General features: G+C 71.0%; 7 protein-coding genes and 7 CRISPR repeat arrays. Of the genes, 2 read left to right on the top strand and 5 right to left on the bottom strand.

What is annotated here, in order from left to right:
- Nucleotides 1-286: 286 nt before the first annotated feature.
- Nucleotides 287-1,169: direct repeats of the CRISPR family, unit length 29 nt.
- Nucleotides 1,170-1,507: 338 nt separating this feature from the next.
- Nucleotides 1,508-1,965: direct repeats of the CRISPR family, unit length 29 nt.
- Nucleotides 1,966-2,056: 91 nt separating this feature from the next.
- Nucleotides 2,057-3,158: a CRISPR direct-repeat array (repeat unit 29 nt; unit sequence CGGAGCATCCCCGCGCTCGCGGGGCCGAC).
- A 799-nt stretch (nucleotides 3,159-3,957) separates the two neighbouring features.
- The 5 genes from STTU_RS33720 to STTU_RS31745 form a co-directional block, all read right to left on the bottom strand.
- A complete protein-coding gene (locus STTU_RS33720) occupies nucleotides 3,958-4,467 on the bottom strand; it encodes a hypothetical protein (RefSeq protein WP_007830694.1) in 510 nt (169 codons plus the stop codon).
- A 441-nt stretch (nucleotides 4,468-4,908) separates the two neighbouring features.
- Nucleotides 4,909-5,541: direct repeats of the CRISPR family, unit length 23 nt; unit sequence GGAGGATCCCCGCGAGCGCGGGG.
- 1,163 nt (nucleotides 5,542-6,704) lie between these two features.
- Nucleotides 6,705-6,845, bottom strand: a complete 141-nt coding sequence (locus STTU_RS34785) for a hypothetical protein (RefSeq protein WP_158678825.1) — start codon at nucleotides 6,843-6,845, stop codon at nucleotides 6,705-6,707.
- Between the two features lie 639 nt (nucleotides 6,846-7,484).
- A CRISPR array of direct repeats spans nucleotides 7,485-9,159; the repeat unit is 29 nt; unit sequence CGGAGGATCCCCGCGCTCGCGGGGCCGAC.
- A 1,013-nt stretch (nucleotides 9,160-10,172) separates the two neighbouring features.
- Complete coding sequence (locus tag STTU_RS31755) at nucleotides 10,173-11,027, bottom strand: helix-turn-helix domain-containing protein (protein ID WP_043257702.1); 855 nt, start codon at nucleotides 11,025-11,027, stop codon at nucleotides 10,173-10,175.
- A 25-nt stretch (nucleotides 11,028-11,052) separates the two neighbouring features.
- The gene (locus STTU_RS31750) at nucleotides 11,053-11,577 is read right to left on the bottom strand and encodes a DUF6879 family protein (protein ID WP_043256162.1); all 525 of its coding nucleotides are present in this window, start codon (nucleotides 11,575-11,577) and stop codon (nucleotides 11,053-11,055) included.
- On the bottom strand, nucleotides 11,549-11,809 hold the full coding sequence (locus STTU_RS31745; protein WP_007827644.1) for a hypothetical protein: 261 nt from the start codon (nucleotides 11,807-11,809) through the stop codon (nucleotides 11,549-11,551). Before STTU_RS31745 ends, STTU_RS31750 begins: the two co-directional genes overlap by 29 nt.
- Nucleotides 11,810-12,040: 231 nt before the next feature.
- Here STTU_RS31745 and STTU_RS31740 point away from each other — a divergent pair, with 231 nt between their 5' ends.
- Nucleotides 12,041-12,496, top strand: a complete 456-nt coding sequence (locus STTU_RS31740; RefSeq protein ID WP_043257908.1) for a hypothetical protein — start codon at nucleotides 12,041-12,043, stop codon at nucleotides 12,494-12,496.
- Nucleotides 12,493-12,702, top strand: a complete 210-nt coding sequence (locus STTU_RS31735; RefSeq protein WP_043257907.1) for a hypothetical protein — start codon at nucleotides 12,493-12,495, stop codon at nucleotides 12,700-12,702. Before STTU_RS31740 ends, STTU_RS31735 begins: the two co-directional genes overlap by 4 nt.
- A gap of 387 nt (nucleotides 12,703-13,089) precedes the next feature.
- A CRISPR array of direct repeats spans nucleotides 13,090-13,422; the repeat unit is 28 nt.
- Between the two features lie 394 nt (nucleotides 13,423-13,816).
- Nucleotides 13,817-14,701: a CRISPR direct-repeat array (repeat unit 28 nt; unit sequence GGAAGATCCCCGCGTGCGCGGGGCCGAC).
- Between the last annotated feature and the right edge of the window lie 681 nt (nucleotides 14,702-15,382).

Raw genomic sequence — 15,382 nt, 5'->3', positions numbered from 1 at the left:
GGACGGTCCGGTTTGGTGAGGCGCGGCCTTTTACCCTTTCTGCTTTTGCGGTCTCCGTGGTCGCCGCTCGTCAGCCGTACTCGTCTCGCGGACCCGTCGCGGCGTTGCCGGTCTCCTGTGGACATACCAGGACGGTAGGCCCTCCTCTTCGACCTGAAAAGCCTCGGACAGGGCCCCCGCACGCGGGGTCGACGCGGTCCATGGGCGCGTGGCAGCCCAAGCCCGGGGAGGGTCCCCGCGGGCGCAAGGTCGACGGCCTCATCGAGCAAATCACCACCATGTTCGGCGGAAGATCCCCGCGCATGCGGGGACGACCGGCCGGTGACGACCAGCGCCCTCGTGCCGGTCGGAGGATCCCCGCGCATGCGGGGACGACCCGGGGTGAGGGTGTCCGTCATGACGTGCTCTCGGAGGATCCCCGCGCATGCGGGGACGACGTCGCGCGGGCGCGCAGCCATTCCAGCGCCCGCGGAGGATCCCCGCGCATGCGGGGACGACGGCCAGCTGCGAGGCGCAGCTTCGCGCGCACAGGGAGGATCCCCGCGCATGCGGGGACGACAGCTCGACACGGGCGGTGATGGCGTTGACCAGCGGAGGATCCCCGCGCATGCGGGGACGACGTTCGTGCACGCCGAAGGCCCCGTACGCAGAACGGAGGATCCCCGCGCATGCGGGGACGACCGGATCAGGTTGACGTTCTTGATGCCGTTGGCCGGAGGATCCCCGCGCATGCGGGGACGACGTGACCTCCTCCAGGGCGGCCCGGGTCACGGCCGGAGGATCCCCGCGCATGCGGGGACGACCCACTCCGGCTCGCGCGGGTACCACCCCTCCTCGGAGGATCCCCGCGCATGCGGGGACGACCGCGTGTTGGTGCTCGCCTGCCGCATGTGCTCCGGAGGATCCCCGCGCATGCGGGGACGACCCGGACGTCGACAGCCCGTTGGCCGTCAGCGCCGGAGGATCCCCGCGCATGCGGGGACGACCACGCGTCCAGATACCGCTGGTACAACCGGTGCGGAGGATCCCCGCGCATGCGGGGACGACCCACGGCCCGGCTTCCACCCCGCACAAGACCGCGGAGGATCCCCGCGCATGCGGGGACGACCCCACCGTCCCGAGCGGCGGCAGGCTCATGGGCGGAGGATCCCCGCGCATGCGGGGACGACACTTTCTGACCTGCGGTCATACCGGCTGGTCCGCCAGTTTTCCTTCGGTCGCTTTTCAAACGGCCGCGGAGCCCAGGATAGAAACGACCGCCCGACCCCAGCCCCAGTAGCTCTCACCACCGCTCATACGAACACCGTAGCCCCGCCCAGCCACCCCCGTAACGCCACCGATCCCGGGAGCGCGGGGTCGTCCCTCCTCCCCGTCGCCCGCACCCCTCAGGAGATCCCCACACCCGTAGGGCCGACCCGAGGTCGTCGTCGTGGTCGCCGAGGACGACCGGAGGGTCCCCGCGCCCCCAGGGCCAACGCCAGGAACATCTCACGAGCCTGAAGGAAGTGCGGAGCATCCCCGCGCCCGCGAGGACAACTTGGATGAAGCCGGTAGAGCTCGGCGTCGTGGACGGAGGATCCCCGCGTGCGCGGGGCCGACCGTGGTCCGGCTGCCCGAGGAGCAGCGCGGGGAGGAGCATCCCCGCGTGCGCGGGGCCGACGGCCAGAGCAGCGCGTCGACAAGACCCCGCAGCGGAGCATCCCCGCGTGCGCGGGGCCGACCGTCGGGGCGGGACGATGTGGCCGCAGTCCGGCGGAGCATCCCCGCGTGCGCGGGGCCGACTGCGAGAGGCGGCTGGTGATGCGCTGGCCGAGCGGAGCATCCCCGCGTGCGCGGGGCCGACGGCCCATCGCGGGCCAACCCCAGTGGAACGGCCGGAGCATCCCCGCGTGCGCGGGGCCGACCTGCAGCGTCCGGTCATCGTGCGCGTAGGCCGCGGAGCATCCCCGCGTGCGCGGGGCCGACATCACGGAGGGTGCCCCAGTGCGCGTGGTCGGCCTGACGCTCCGCGTGCGAGAAATTGAGGGCCTGGCTGGCGAGGGCTTGGCTCCACCACCCGGAGCATCCCCGCGTGCGCGGGGCCGACGGGACGTAAGGGCTGCTCACGGAGCATCCCCGCGTGCGCGGGGCCGACGTGCGGGATGTGGATACTCATGCCGCCACCGCCGGAGCATCCCCGGGTGCGCGGGGCCGACGTATGCGGGAGCTGCGGGCGGACGGATGGCCCAGGAGCATCCCCGCGTGCGCGGGGCCGACCTCGCTCTCGTCCTCGACGACGGCGGGGAGACCGGAGCATCCCCGCGTGCGCGGGGCCGACCCCACGCCGGTCGAGAGCGGCGCTCCACCACCCGGAGCATCCCCGCGTGCGCGGGGCCGACGGGACGTAAGGGCTGCTCACGGAGCATCCCCGCGTGCGCGGGGCCGACGTGCGGGATGTGGATACTCATGCCGCCACCGCCGGAGCATCCCCGCGTGCGCGGGGCCGACCTCGCTCTCGTCCTCGACGACGGCGGGGAGACCGGAGCATCCCCGCGTGCGCGGGGCCGACCTCGGATCAGACTGGTCATCCGCTCCGGCATCAGGAGCATCCCCGCGCTCGCGGGGCCGACCGCGACGGCTGGGGACCCCTCGATGCCTGGTACGGAGCATCCCCGCGCTCGCGGGGCCGACGGCTCTCTCGGGGCCACGGCTCCAGCTCCTCTCGGAGCATCCCCGCGCTCGCGGGGCCGACGACCGCCACACCTATGCATCACGACCCGAAGGCGGAGCATCCCCGCGCTCGCGGGGCCGACGGCGCCGGGACCTCGCCGAACGACCCGGACGACGGAGCATCCCCGCGCTCGCGGGGCCGACCTCCTCTCCCTGGCCGAAGTCCTCTTCGCGGTCGGAGCATCCCCGCGCTCGCGGGGCCGACTGGTCGTTGCGCAGGATGGAGATGACCAGGCGCGGAGCATCCCCGCGCTCGCGGGGCCGACCGGGAAGGGCCGGAGGGCGCAATCCCCCGGCCCGGAGCATCCCCGCGCTCGCGGGGCCGACTGCGGACGCCTTGTAGTTGACGTGCGCGACGCCGGAGCATCCCCGCGCTCGCGGGGCCGACGCGCTTGGGCTCACGAGCAGCTTCGTCGTGGGCGGAGCATCCCCGCGCTCGCGGGGCCGACACTTGCTGACCTGCAGTCATACCAGCGAGTCTGCCGGTTTTCCTTCAGTTGCTTTCCGGCCGGTCGCTGAGCCCAGAACAAAAACAGCAGCCCGCCCCCGCCAGCCCTCACTTTCCACGTCAACACCGTAACCCCCGACAGCCGCACGGAGGCGCGACTGATCCCCACCAGCGCAGGGCCGACAGGATCGCTCGCCGCGCGCCGCACCGAGCGGCCGGAAGATCCCCGCGCCCGCCGGCCAACTGCATGTGCTCCAGACCGGCCTGCACGCCCGTCGGAAGGTCCCCGCGCACGCGGGGACGACATGTCGCGGTAGGAGACGGGCATCGGAGCCACCGGAGGATCCCCGCGTGCGCGGGGTCGACGGTCGGGCGTTGACCGGGCATGGAGGGAGGATCCCCGCAGGCGCGGGGGCAACAGGTCGAGGCATGCCTGGAACCACGGCGGGATCGGAAAATCCCCGCAGGCGCGGGGGCAACAGGTCGAGGCATGCCTGGAACCACGGCGGGATCGGAAAATCCCCGCAGGCGCGGGGGCAACCCGCTCTGAGCCAGCCAGCGCAGCGAAGCCGTCGCCCAGGCGCACGCCGACTTCGCCGATCTCCAGGACGCTGACGACATCCCCCGCCCCGCCGAGTTCGCATCCGGCAGCCGGACGACCCGCTCACCCCGACACCCAGCCGGACCATGATCAATCTCAACGGCACTTCCTGTACCGCAACTACTCACACCCGGGGAGCCCCATGGGTTCAGGGAAACTGAAGCCTGTTCGGCGGGAACTCGCGGTCGGTCCGTGAGCATCAGCTGGGCGTGTCCGTGGATTCGGCTGGAACGTGGGGGTGGGCTGCGAGGCGGCGCGCTTCGGCGGTGACCTCGACATCAACGTGGTCCACGGTTCCGTCGCCGTATTCGAGGACGTCGTACTCGTCATCGAGTTCGGCGAGCCGCTCAGTCAGTGGCAGCTCATGTCCGTAGCGCTGGTGAATGCGGACTGTGAACTCCCGAGGTGTCAGCTCACCCGCGAGCATGCGGCGTGCGAGCGCTCGGGCAGCGGCTTCTTGGCCGGCATCGCTGGCGATGGGATAAAAGGTGAGGCCGAGTTCGTTGAGTGCCTCAGGAAGCAACTCGTGGACGTCGTAGTCCGACTCGGCGCGTGTGCAGGCGGCGAGGACTCGAAGGCCGGGGGTGTCGAGTCCGGCGACGAGCGCCTCACAGGCGGCATTGACGACATCGCTCGCACGGATTTCCCCCATGCTCCAGAGGGCGGCATGGTCCTGTAGAGCGATTGCTGCTGCTTCGGTCGACGTCACTCGCCCATGATTCCCTCCACGGTGCGTCCTGGTCGAGCAGGTTTCATCGAAGTTGCTGTTCAGCGCCCTGTTTCAGCAGGGATCGTGCGGAGTCCGCGTAGCGCATCGCTGTCTTCTCGTCGAGACCGAACACCTCGGCGAGATGGAGTGGATCGGGCCCGTGGGTCAGGACCTCTTCGAGTTGCCGGTTCGACGCGGAGCCGCTCCAGTGTCGCGTCCTGCCCTCGCATTGAGGCGCTGATCCAGTGGTTACTGGCTCGGCTGGTCTTGGTGGCGGTCTCGTTGTTGATCAGCAGGTGGAGATTCGCGGTGTTCGGCCACCGACTTCGCCGGTGCTCCAGCCAGTCCGGTCGGGGGTCGGGCGTTGACCGGGCATGGAGGGAGAATCCCCGCAGCGCGGGGCCGACGGCCGGGCTCGGCGCGGCGGACCGGTTCATCTCGGGAGGATCCCCGCGGGCGCGGGGCCGACAGGACGTGCGCGGCGGTGTCCTCGTAGATGGACGGAGGATCCCCGCGAGCGCGGGGCCGACGAGCGAGAGCGCCTGGAGCGCGCCGTCGCCGCCGGAGGATCCCCGCGAGCGCGGGGCCGACTCCCGTCACGTCCTCACGACTTCCCGCCGACGAGGAGGATCCCCGCGAGCGCGGGGCCGACTGGATCGTCCCACCGCCCTCCACCATCAGCCGCGGAGGATCCCCGCGAGCGCGGGGTCGACGGCGCTCGGGGACGTGCAGGAGGCGTCTCGCAAGGAGGATCCCCGCGAGCGCGGGGTCGACCAGGTTGCCGGGCAGAAGAGCGGACAGGTGAACGGAGGATCCCCGCGAGCGCGGGGCCGACGTCCTCATCCTGGCCGCCGCCGAGGTCGTGGCCGGAGGATCCCCGCGAGCGCGGGGCCGACCCGAACGCGACGACCAACGACCTGACGTACCGCGGAGGATCCCCGCGGACGCGGGGCCGACTGCGCTACGGCCTCGGCGTCGGCGGTCTGCCGCGGAGGATCCCCGCGGACGCGGGGCCGGCCCCCTCCGGTCCGCAGACCAGAACGCCAACTCCGGAAGATCCCCGCGTGCGCGGGGGTCGGCGACGACGGCGTTGAGGAGTGACACCTCGCCACCCGGAGGATCCCGCGCAAGCGGGGCTGACGAACAGTCGCTCCACCTGTCTGACCGGGATGGAGCAGGATCCCCGCGTGCGCGGAGTCACGGAGTGCGTCCGAACATCAAGGGCCTGGGCAAACTCCGCTTACGTCGTTGAGTAGACCATCGCCCTGTTCCACCAGTTCAAACGCCTCGCCGTCCGCTGGGAACGCCGCACCGAACTCCACGACGCCTTCGTCTCCCTCGTCTGCAGCCTCATCTGCTACCGACGCCCTAACAAGACCCGCCCATGATCGTGTTGCGAGCCCCAAGGGATCACTTATGAAAGAACGCGTGTTGTATTGCGCCTCAAATATGAGCGCTTTTGATGAACGGCATCTTTCGCTGCACACGTACCTCTAGAGTCGACCTCGGCGTAGTCGTCTACAGACGAGTTGCTGTCCCACCCGGTCCGCGCGGCCGGATGGAATCGACCCCCGCCACGGCCGCACTGCGGAAAGCGGGGTCAAGGGAGCGGCGTTGATCTGCAATGACCGGCCTGACTACGAGCTATGGACCTTCATCGTCAGCCTGATGGAGTTGCAGCTCCAGCTGATGATCTGGGTCTGCTCGTAGTCGGCCAAACGCCACACACGAGGGGTCGTTGCCAACCAGGTAGCGGCCCCTCCCTCTTTTGCATGCACCACTGCGCTGGTGAGTGCTCACCACCACGGTGGTCCTCTGCTATACGTGACGTTAGCATCGCACGCCCGGTAACTGTTTGGGATTCATGAATTATGTCAGTGGAGAGCGGAATGTTGCGGGTCCGAGCGGCAGGTTCAGCCCGCTGAGAAGGCGGTAGAGAGCGGTAGATGGGCATCTGTGGGCCTTCCCGGGCTTGCTCTGCGCGGCAGCGTCGGCTGTGTCCGCGCCGAACACGACGGCAGCGGCACTACCAAGGCCATTGCCGAACGCCTATAGGCACTGCCCAAGGACTGGGCGGAAACCGAGCTGCTCCCGATGTCGATGCTCGGGCTGAACGCAGAGCTATGTATCTCCGCCATGGCGTGTATCTCCCGCAGGGACGCCGCCAAGCAGGCGCCCGCTACAAGGGGTACGACCCTCCGACGAAAAATCTCCGCGACCACGGGGGCTACGAAGTCTCAGCCGCCGGATACTGTCCGGCGGCTGAGAAAGGTTCCCTGCGCGGCGCAGGGGCAACGGCGAACCAGCTTCGCCCGGTAAGCGGAAGGGCGGAACATCCCCATCGACGCGATCTGGTCATAGGGGTCGATGCCTGCCATCACAGTCTAGCGATAGGTGGAGATCACCCGTTCTGGCATTTTTCCCCACTCACCCCTCTTGCGAATGTGAGGACCGATGCTCGCGGCGCGGCGATTACAGTGCGCATCAAACGTCCCGCAGAGGTTGTTCCCTACCAGCACTTTCAAAGACTCCCCTTGAAATTATTTTTCATCGAGACTCTGAATTTCTTTTTTCCCGGCAAGCGCAAGGGGTTGTGATGCCCTGGCCCCTTCCGGACGGTGAGGACCGGAGAATCCCCGCACGCGCGGGGGCACCCCTCAGATGCAGACCCATACTGTCCGACTCATGGGAGAATCCCCGCACGCGCGCGGGCACCAGCTCCTGGTCCCGACCGTGCCTATGCACGCCCGGAAAGCTCGCCTCGAGACAGGGACAACTGCAGGGCGCGGGTGCCGTCACGCACAGGACCGTAAGGCTCCCCGCCGACACGGGGCGACATGGACGTTGCAGGATCCCTGCGTGCGAGGCCGACCAGAGCGTCGAGGTCATAGACACCGTGGTGCCCAGAGCATCCCAGCGTGTGCGGGGTCGACTCCACCAGCGAGATGACCGCGAGGGGAGAGTCCCCGCGGGGACGGGGCCAACGAGGCGGTGCTCCTCGCCGTACGACGTACTCACGGAGGATCCCCGCACACGCGGGGCCAACTTCAACCGCGCCGACGAGCCCGGCCGGGGCGGCAGAGGATCCCCGCGCTCGCGGGGCCGACTTCGCACCACCATCCTGTCTCGTCTCGACGCCCGGAGGATCCCCGCGCTCGCGGGGCCGACTCGAGCACGGTCACGGTGTCGTGCTCGCTGAACGGAGGATCCCCGCGTGCGCGGGGCCGACCTGGCCGAGACCCTCGCGACCCTGTCCCTCAAGGGAGGATCCCCGCGAGCGCAGGGTCGACCCGCCCCTCGCCACCCGGCCTCGGGAAGACCGGGGAGGATCCCCGCGCACGCGGGGCCGACGCTCATCCGCGCGCCGGGCCAGACTCACGCGCGGGGAGGATCCCCGCGCTCGCGGGGCCGACCTAGGCGGCGGTGAGCGTGCGCTCGGTCAGGGCGGAGGATCCCCGCGCTCGCGGGGCCGACGCGAGCCGGAACTCGCCCGCCTCCGCACCGAGCGGAGGATCCCCGCGCTCGCGGGGCCGACAGGGCCCCCGCCAGAGTTCCTCGGAGAGCACCCGGAGGATCCCCGCGCTCGCGGGGCCGACCGCCTCGAAGTCCACGCCTCCCCGGACAGCGGCGGAGGATCCCCGCGCTCGCGGGGCCGACGTGGTCGAACACGATGTGCGCGGACAGGTCGAGGGAGGATCCCCGCGCTCGCGGGGCCGACGCGGGGCGGACCTGCATCCGGGTGCCGTCCGGAGGATCCCCGCGCTCGCGGGGCCGACCTCGTCGGTGACCGGGATGTGATCCCATCCCCAGGAGGATCCCCGCGCTCGCGGGGCCGACTGCATGGCCCGGTCGGCCGCGCGAAGGGAGAGCGGAGGATCCCCGCGCTCGCGGGGCCGACCGGCCGCCGTGGCGCCGCCATAGCCTCCTCCACGGAGGATCCCCGCGCTCGCGGGGCCGACGATACCCAGTCAGGAGACGTCATGGCTCTACACGGAGGATCCCCGCGCTCGCGGGGCCGACCGGGGTCCCGGTGGTGCTGTAGCCGCCAAGCTCGGAGGATCCCCGCGCTCGCGGGGCCGACGAGCTCTGGGAGGACAAGGACGCACTGGGCAAGGGAGGATCCCCGCGCTCGCGGGGCCGACGCCGTCGCGGCGTTCCTCACGGTGCAGGCGACCCGGAGGATCCCCGCGCTCGCGGGGCCGACGCATCGGGTCCCCTGTTCGGGGGCGACCACGGCGGAGGATCCCCGCGCTCGCGGGGCCGACTCCTGGGGAGATGAGGTGGTGCACGTCAAGGACGGAGGATCCCCGCGCTCGCGGGGCCGACGGGCGCTACCGCCTCGGGGAGACCTTGCAGAGCGGAGGATCCCCGCGCTCGCGGGGCCGACCACTCGCCCCTGGTGACCGGCGTCGGCTGGGGCGGAGGATCCCCGCGCTCGCGGGGCCGACCCGCGCTTCTTGCACGCCTCGGAGCAGTAGATCGGAGGATCCCCGCGCTCGCGAGGCCGACACGCGGCCTCCCGCCAACGCCCGCGTCTTCTGCGGAGGATCCCCGCGCTCGCGGGGCCGACGGGGCGGCGGCAGGATGCCGGGCATGGCTGCCCGGAGGATCCCCGCGCTCGCGGGGCCGACTACAGCTCCGTCCCCGAGATGTGGAGCTTGTACGGAGGATCCCCGCGCTCGCGGGGCCGACACTTGCTGACCTGCAGTCATACCAGCGGGTCTGCCGGTTTTCCTTCAGTTGCTTTCCGACCGGCCGCTGAGCCCAGAACAGAAACAACAGCCCGTCTCCACCAGCTCTCACCCTCCACATCAACACCGTAACCCCCGAAACCCACTCGGCGGCGCGACTGATCCCCACGAGCGCGGTGCCGACAGGTTCGGCCGGCGCGCCGCCCCGAGCGGTCGGAAGATCCCCGCGTGCGCGGGGCCGACCGGAAATGTCTGGCGATGACCTCAAGTCCGCACGGAGGATCCCTGCGCACGCGGGGACGACCAGGACCGGTCTGTCGTGAACGTCTACAACGGCGGAGGATCCCCGCGGGCGCGGGGCCGACTTCTGCGAGAAGGTCGCGCAGCGCTTCGCCCGCGGAGGATCCCCGCGCTCGCGGGGCCGACGCCGATGAGCGCGGTGGCGGTGGAGGCCGCCGTGGAGGATCCCCGCGTGTGCGGGGACCATCCCACGGTCGTCTTACCGACGGACCCAGCCCGGGGGCCATCCCCGCGCGTGCGGGGACCATAGGTGGGTGACGCACGGCTACGAGGACGAGTGGGGGCCATCCCCGCGCGTGCGGGGACCATTCGATGTGGCAGTGCTCGCTCTGCGGCACCTGGGGGCCATCCCCGCGCGTGCGGGGACCATCCGCATCCGTGAAACCCGAGAAGGCGACCTTCGGGGCCATCCCCGCGCGTGCGGGGACCATTTCGACTTCCGGCATGTCGCTGACCTGCTGTTTGGGCCATCCCCGCGCGTGCGGGGACCATACCGTCTGGAAGTCCTCGTCGGGGGTGTCCATGGGGCCATCCCCGCGCGTGCGGGGACCATCAGCACGGGCATCCCAGGCCACGACCGAGCGTGGGGCCATCCCCGCGCGTGCGGGGACCATACTTCGTGACCTGCAACGTTACTGACCCGGCAGCCGGTTTTCAGCAACTTCAGCGACCTTCCCCCGCCACGCGCGTGGAGGGCCGCCTCTACCGTTTCGGCTACCGCAACGCGTCGATCGCCCGCACGACCAGAGCGCGCGCGTCCGCGCCGTAGACGGCCATGCTCCGCAGCTCTTCGAACGCCCGCAAATACAGGGCGATCTCGGAGGGCTGGGTCAGCTTCACCTGCGCGGAGAGCAGTTCGACCGACACGAAGGCGTCGTCGTACATGTGGAACGTCTCGTGCGGCCACTGCCGACGCTGTGGGTGCGACGAGGGGACGATGCCCAGCGACACGGCGGGCAGGGCACCAGCCGTGAGGAGAAAGCCGAGTTGGGCGGCCATTGCCTCGTCGTCGCCGATCCGGTAGTAGAGGGCGGCCTCCTCGATCAGGAGGACGAAGCGGTGGCCGGGCTCGTAGATGACCCGAGACCGGGCCACCCGGGCGGCGCCCGCCTCCGCCCCGTCGTTCACCGGGATCTGGCGGAAGTCGGCGATGGCCGTGAGGAGGCCCGCGGCGTATCCCTCCGTCTGCAACAGCCCGGGGATGAGCGTGGAGGAGTAGACCCGGAACAGGCGCGTCTCCCGGTAGAAGTCCGTCAAGGACTCCTGGAGGCGCTTTATTCCGCCCCGCATCTGGTCGCGCCACTCGCTGTACATCGACTCGGCGTTGAGGGACTGCGCCACCAGGTCCCCGGTCAGCGCCTCAACTCCGCATGCACGGCACCAGGCGGTGATGTCCTTGGCCGAGGGCGCGGTACGGGCGTTCTCGATCCGGGACGTCTTTGCGTGGTGCCAGCCGCACGCCGCCCCCAGCTCTGTCACCGTGAGCCCTGCGGCTCGGCGGAGGTCGCGCAGCCGCTCGGCCACGGCCTGTCGGGCCGCTTGGGCGGACGACGACGGAGAGGTGGGCATGGGGGGCGGCACGCGGTCTTTCTGCTCAGCGGATCTTGTACTCGTCGTGCGGTGTAGCTCGTTCCCACACCTGCTCGAAGGCGTCACGGCACACAGCCGCCGCGCGGGGATCGTCGGTGATCTCCGCGCCGAGCGATGACCCGTCCCCGGCGAAGTGGTTCCAGTGCACCCACACGCCGTCGAAGAGCCAGAAGTCATTGCCCGGCAGGGGAATGTCGGATGCCTGGCGTCGGGGCAGCCAGCGGACCTGCTCCCCGGCGGCCACATTGGTGAAGGTGCCGTCGTAGAGGAAGCGGGTGTACTCGCTGACCGGCTCGGACACGATCCGCGCGCGCCGCACTTCCGCGCCGCGGTCGACCGTTTCGCTGATGAGGTCGAGCCACGGACGCCACCAGGTCTCGCGTTCCGCCGGGTTGAGCCGGTGTCCGGCGCGCCAGTCCGCGAAGGGACCCTTCTCGTAGTCCACGGCGTAGGCGTCGCGCATCTCCAGGTGGAGAGCGCTCCGGCACGTCGCGATCAGCTCATCGAACGTGGGCTTGCTCGATGGCATCGCACGCCTCCCTCACCATCTCCACCATCCGGGCCGGGATGCGGACGACCGCTTCCCCCTCGGGAATCCCCTTCGCGTGGCCCGGTACCTCCGTGGCCGTGCACTCCGCCTCCAGGGCCGGTGACGGCACCCAGCCCTGGAAGACCAGCTCGCTGTGCTCCTCGTCCACCCAGACGGTCGGGCTCTCCTTGTCTCCTGTGTTCGGGTCGATCCCGATGAACCGTAACGACATGGTGCCCTCCAGGTATGGGGGTGTGCAGCTGTGTGCGACACCGTCAGCGAACTGGCGGTCCCCGTCAAGGGCCCAGCTCGTTGACCACCCGTTCGAGGGGAGGCGGATGCACAGATCTGCACATGCCTGGCCGTGTCGCACGTCACATCCCTAGCGTCTGTGATCTGCGGCAGCCCCTATCGCAAGCCCGTGCACGCCGCGACCTACGGGGCCGGGCGCAGGAGGCGCAGCATGACCTCGACTCTCCTCCCGAGGGCCCACCCCGGGTGCGCATGGCTGACCGAAACCCTGCTCGACCCGTCCCCCGCCTACGCCGACTGGCAGCGGGAACGGCTCGCGCCGGTGCCCTCGACGGGAATCTGGCGGGTCGTCGAGGCCCCGCTCTACCCGTCGATCGACGCCTTGTGCGTGCTCCGGATGAGCGGCAACGCCGGTCCCGTCCAGGGGTCCTCCGACGCTCGCCGCGCCTGGTGGCTCGTGGCCGCCGGGACCGCGACCCTCCTCACCGACGTCCCGGGCACCCTCGCCCACCCCGCCGGGTGGGTGCTCGACTGCCCCGCACCCGGCATCGGCGCCGCCGGGCGCACTTGGCTGCACCCGCCCTACGGCACCGGTCTCCTCACTCCCGCACGCCTCCTCCGTGAAGCGCTCCTCGACGCGCGGGAGATGGAGGTGATGGAGCGGTGAGTACCCAACTGGACGCGGACCTCCTTCCCGCCGTCGAGACGCTCACGGCCGAGCAGCGGCGCGGCGCCGCCTGCGTGTGGTGCGAGACCACGCTCCAGCCCGGCATCGACGACATCGACCTCGGCGCCCGCCCCGCCACCCGCACCGGGCCAGCCTGGTTCCCCCGCGGCTGCCGCCGCTGCTGCTACGGCAGGGACGAACGATAAGCGGCGGCCTCGCCCGCACCATCGCCTGGTGCGCGTGGCACCGCGGCCTCGCCGAAGACGTCACCCTCATCGATGTCGTGGAACCCATGTCGGGCCCCGGCACGGCCGGCCGTCTCTTCGCCTGCCAGCCCTGGACGTGAGTCGTACCGCCTCACGTCCTACGCTGAGAAGGGGCCGTGCAGCCCAGAGTGACCTACGACTTCCGCCCCACTCGGGACGCAGAACACCTCATCCACCAAGAAGAGGAGAAGCCCATAGGCGATGACACCAACGAACACGGCGACAACCCGGCCCCGATCGAGCCGTGGCACTCCGCCCACCGAACCGGAGCATCTCCGCAGGTGCGGGGGCAACCACATGTCCGGGGCCGAGGCGGCGGGGGTGGACGGAAAATCCCCGCCGACGCGGGGGCGACCACGTTCCACACGTCGGTGGTCTGCGGCTGCTCGGAAAATCCCCGCAGGCGCGGGGGCAACGTTCCGGGCGGTGGGACGGTCGTAGCTGGTGAGGGAAAATCCCCGCAGGCGCGGGGGCAACCGGGCGAGGGCGGCGAACGACTCGAAGAGGTCCGGAAAATCCCCGCAGGCGCGGGGGCAACGATCGGTGGGAACACCGACGCACACGCCCAGTAGGAAAATCCCCGCAGGCGCGGGGGCAACATCCTCCCGAGCGCCTGTTCGCGCTCAGGCTCGGGAAAATCCCCGCAGGCGCGGGGGCAACACTTGCTGACCTGCGGTCATACCGGCAGGTCTGCCAGTTTCCCTTCGGTGGCTTTCCGGTCCGGCCGCTGAGCCCAGAACAGAAACAACCGCCCGAACCCACCAGCTCTCACCCCCACACGTACACCGTATCGCCGGCCAGCCACACCGAGAGCGCGGACGATCTCTACGAGCGTGGGGTCGACGCTCGGTGTGCCTGCGGCCTCGCGCAAGAGTCCCGGAGGATCCCCGCGAGCGCTGGGCCGATGGCCCTGAACACGTCGGCGAGCCAGCGGAGGAGGATCCCTGCGAGCGCGGGGTCGGGACCCAGCGGGCCGAGGGGGGAGCACAGGGCGCCGGAGGATCCCCCGCGAGCGCGAGTCGACCTTGCCAGGTGCGCGCGCCGCCGCTCTCCAGCGGAGGACCCCGCGTGCGCGGGGTCGACGCCCGCCGTGCCGAGCCGGAGGCACCCGGCCTGGGAAGATCCCCGCGGGCGCGGGGCCGACCACCTCCCTCGCTTCGGCCTCGCGGAGGCGATCGGAGGATCCCCGCGGGCGCGGGGCCGACCGGAGCCGACTCGGCGGACAGGTACGGCTTGTCCGGAGGATCCCCGCGCTCGCGGGGCCGACGCGCCGACGCGCCGCCGCGAGGCGTGCAGCCGCGGAGGATCCCCGCGTGCGCGGGGCCGACCGGTGGAGCCTGCGACGACTGCCCCTGATCCGCGGAAGATCCCCGCGTGCGCGGGGCCGACATGCCACTGGTCCTCATCCCGACCGACACCGTGGGAAGATCCCCGCGTGCGCGGGGCCGACAGTTCGAGCGCGGGCGAGCGGCCGTCCTGCGTCGGAAGATCCCCGCGTGCGCGGGGCCGACCCGTGCACCTGATCGGCGAACAGCTCACGACCAGGAAGATCCCCGCGTGCGCGGGGCCGACACCTTGCCCCTTGTTGTCACGCCGACGCTGGTTCGGAAGATCCCCGCGTGCGCGGGGCCGACGTGCCGTTCCAGATGCTCTACCGGCTGTGGGACGGAAGATCCCCGCGTGCGCGGGGCCGACGCCCGCTCGAGCGCGGCCTCGCTGAACGAGACCGGAAGATCCCCGCGTGCGCGGGGCCGACGCGCCGACGCGCCGCCAGGCGGCCCGCAGACGCGGAAGATCCCCGCGTGCGCGGGGCCGACCCGTTGAGGACGTCCGGCCCCCCGCCCGCGCCCGGAAGATCCCCGCGTGCGCGGGGCCGACCCTCGTTCTCCCGGCGACGCCCCCGGGTCAGCTGGAAGATCCCCGCGTGCGCGGGGCCGACGCTTGCTGACCTGCAGTCATACCAGCCGGTCTGCCGGTTTTCCTTCAGTTGCTTTCCGGCCGGCTACTGAGCCCAGAACAGAAACAACAGCTCGCCCCCACCAGCTCTCACCCTCCACGTCAACACCGTAACCCCCGAAAACCCCCGAAAGCCGCTCGGCGGCGCGACTGATCCCCACCAGCGCAGGGCCGACAGGATCGCTCGCCGCGCGCGCACCGAGCGGCCGGAAGATCCCCGCGAGCGTGGAGTCGACAGCGGACCGTCCGCTTCCAGGCGCGCGAGGATCGGAGGATCCCCCGCGAGCGCGAGGTCGACGCCGTCACGCTGATGTCGCCACCAGGACGGTCCGGGCGCCCCATCCCTACGAGCACGGGGCCGACCGAGGGCTTTCACGACCGGTGGATCGACGGGTAGGAGGGTACCCGCGACCTGAGCGAGTGGATGCCCGGCTGCGGCCTCAACGGAGGATCTCCGCGTGCGCGGGGTCGACGCCAGACGGGTCCTGCCATATGAGGTCCAGCTTGGAGGATCCCGCAGGCGCGGGGGCAACCGGGCGATGCTGCCTGTCTCCTCGAAGCGGCCCGGAACATCCCTGGCGGCGGGTGGCACGCGTGTCGCCGCGGCGGTGGGGGGGTGGGGGCCTGCGGGTGCGGGTCAGCCCATCTGGGTTCGGGCGGTGCC

It is taken from the genome of Streptomyces sp. Tu6071, from assembly GCF_000213055.1.
GTDB classification, from domain to species: Bacteria; Actinomycetota; Actinomycetes; order Streptomycetales; family Streptomycetaceae; genus Streptomyces; species Streptomyces evansiae.
This window is presented reverse-complemented; position numbering and strand designations above follow the sequence as displayed.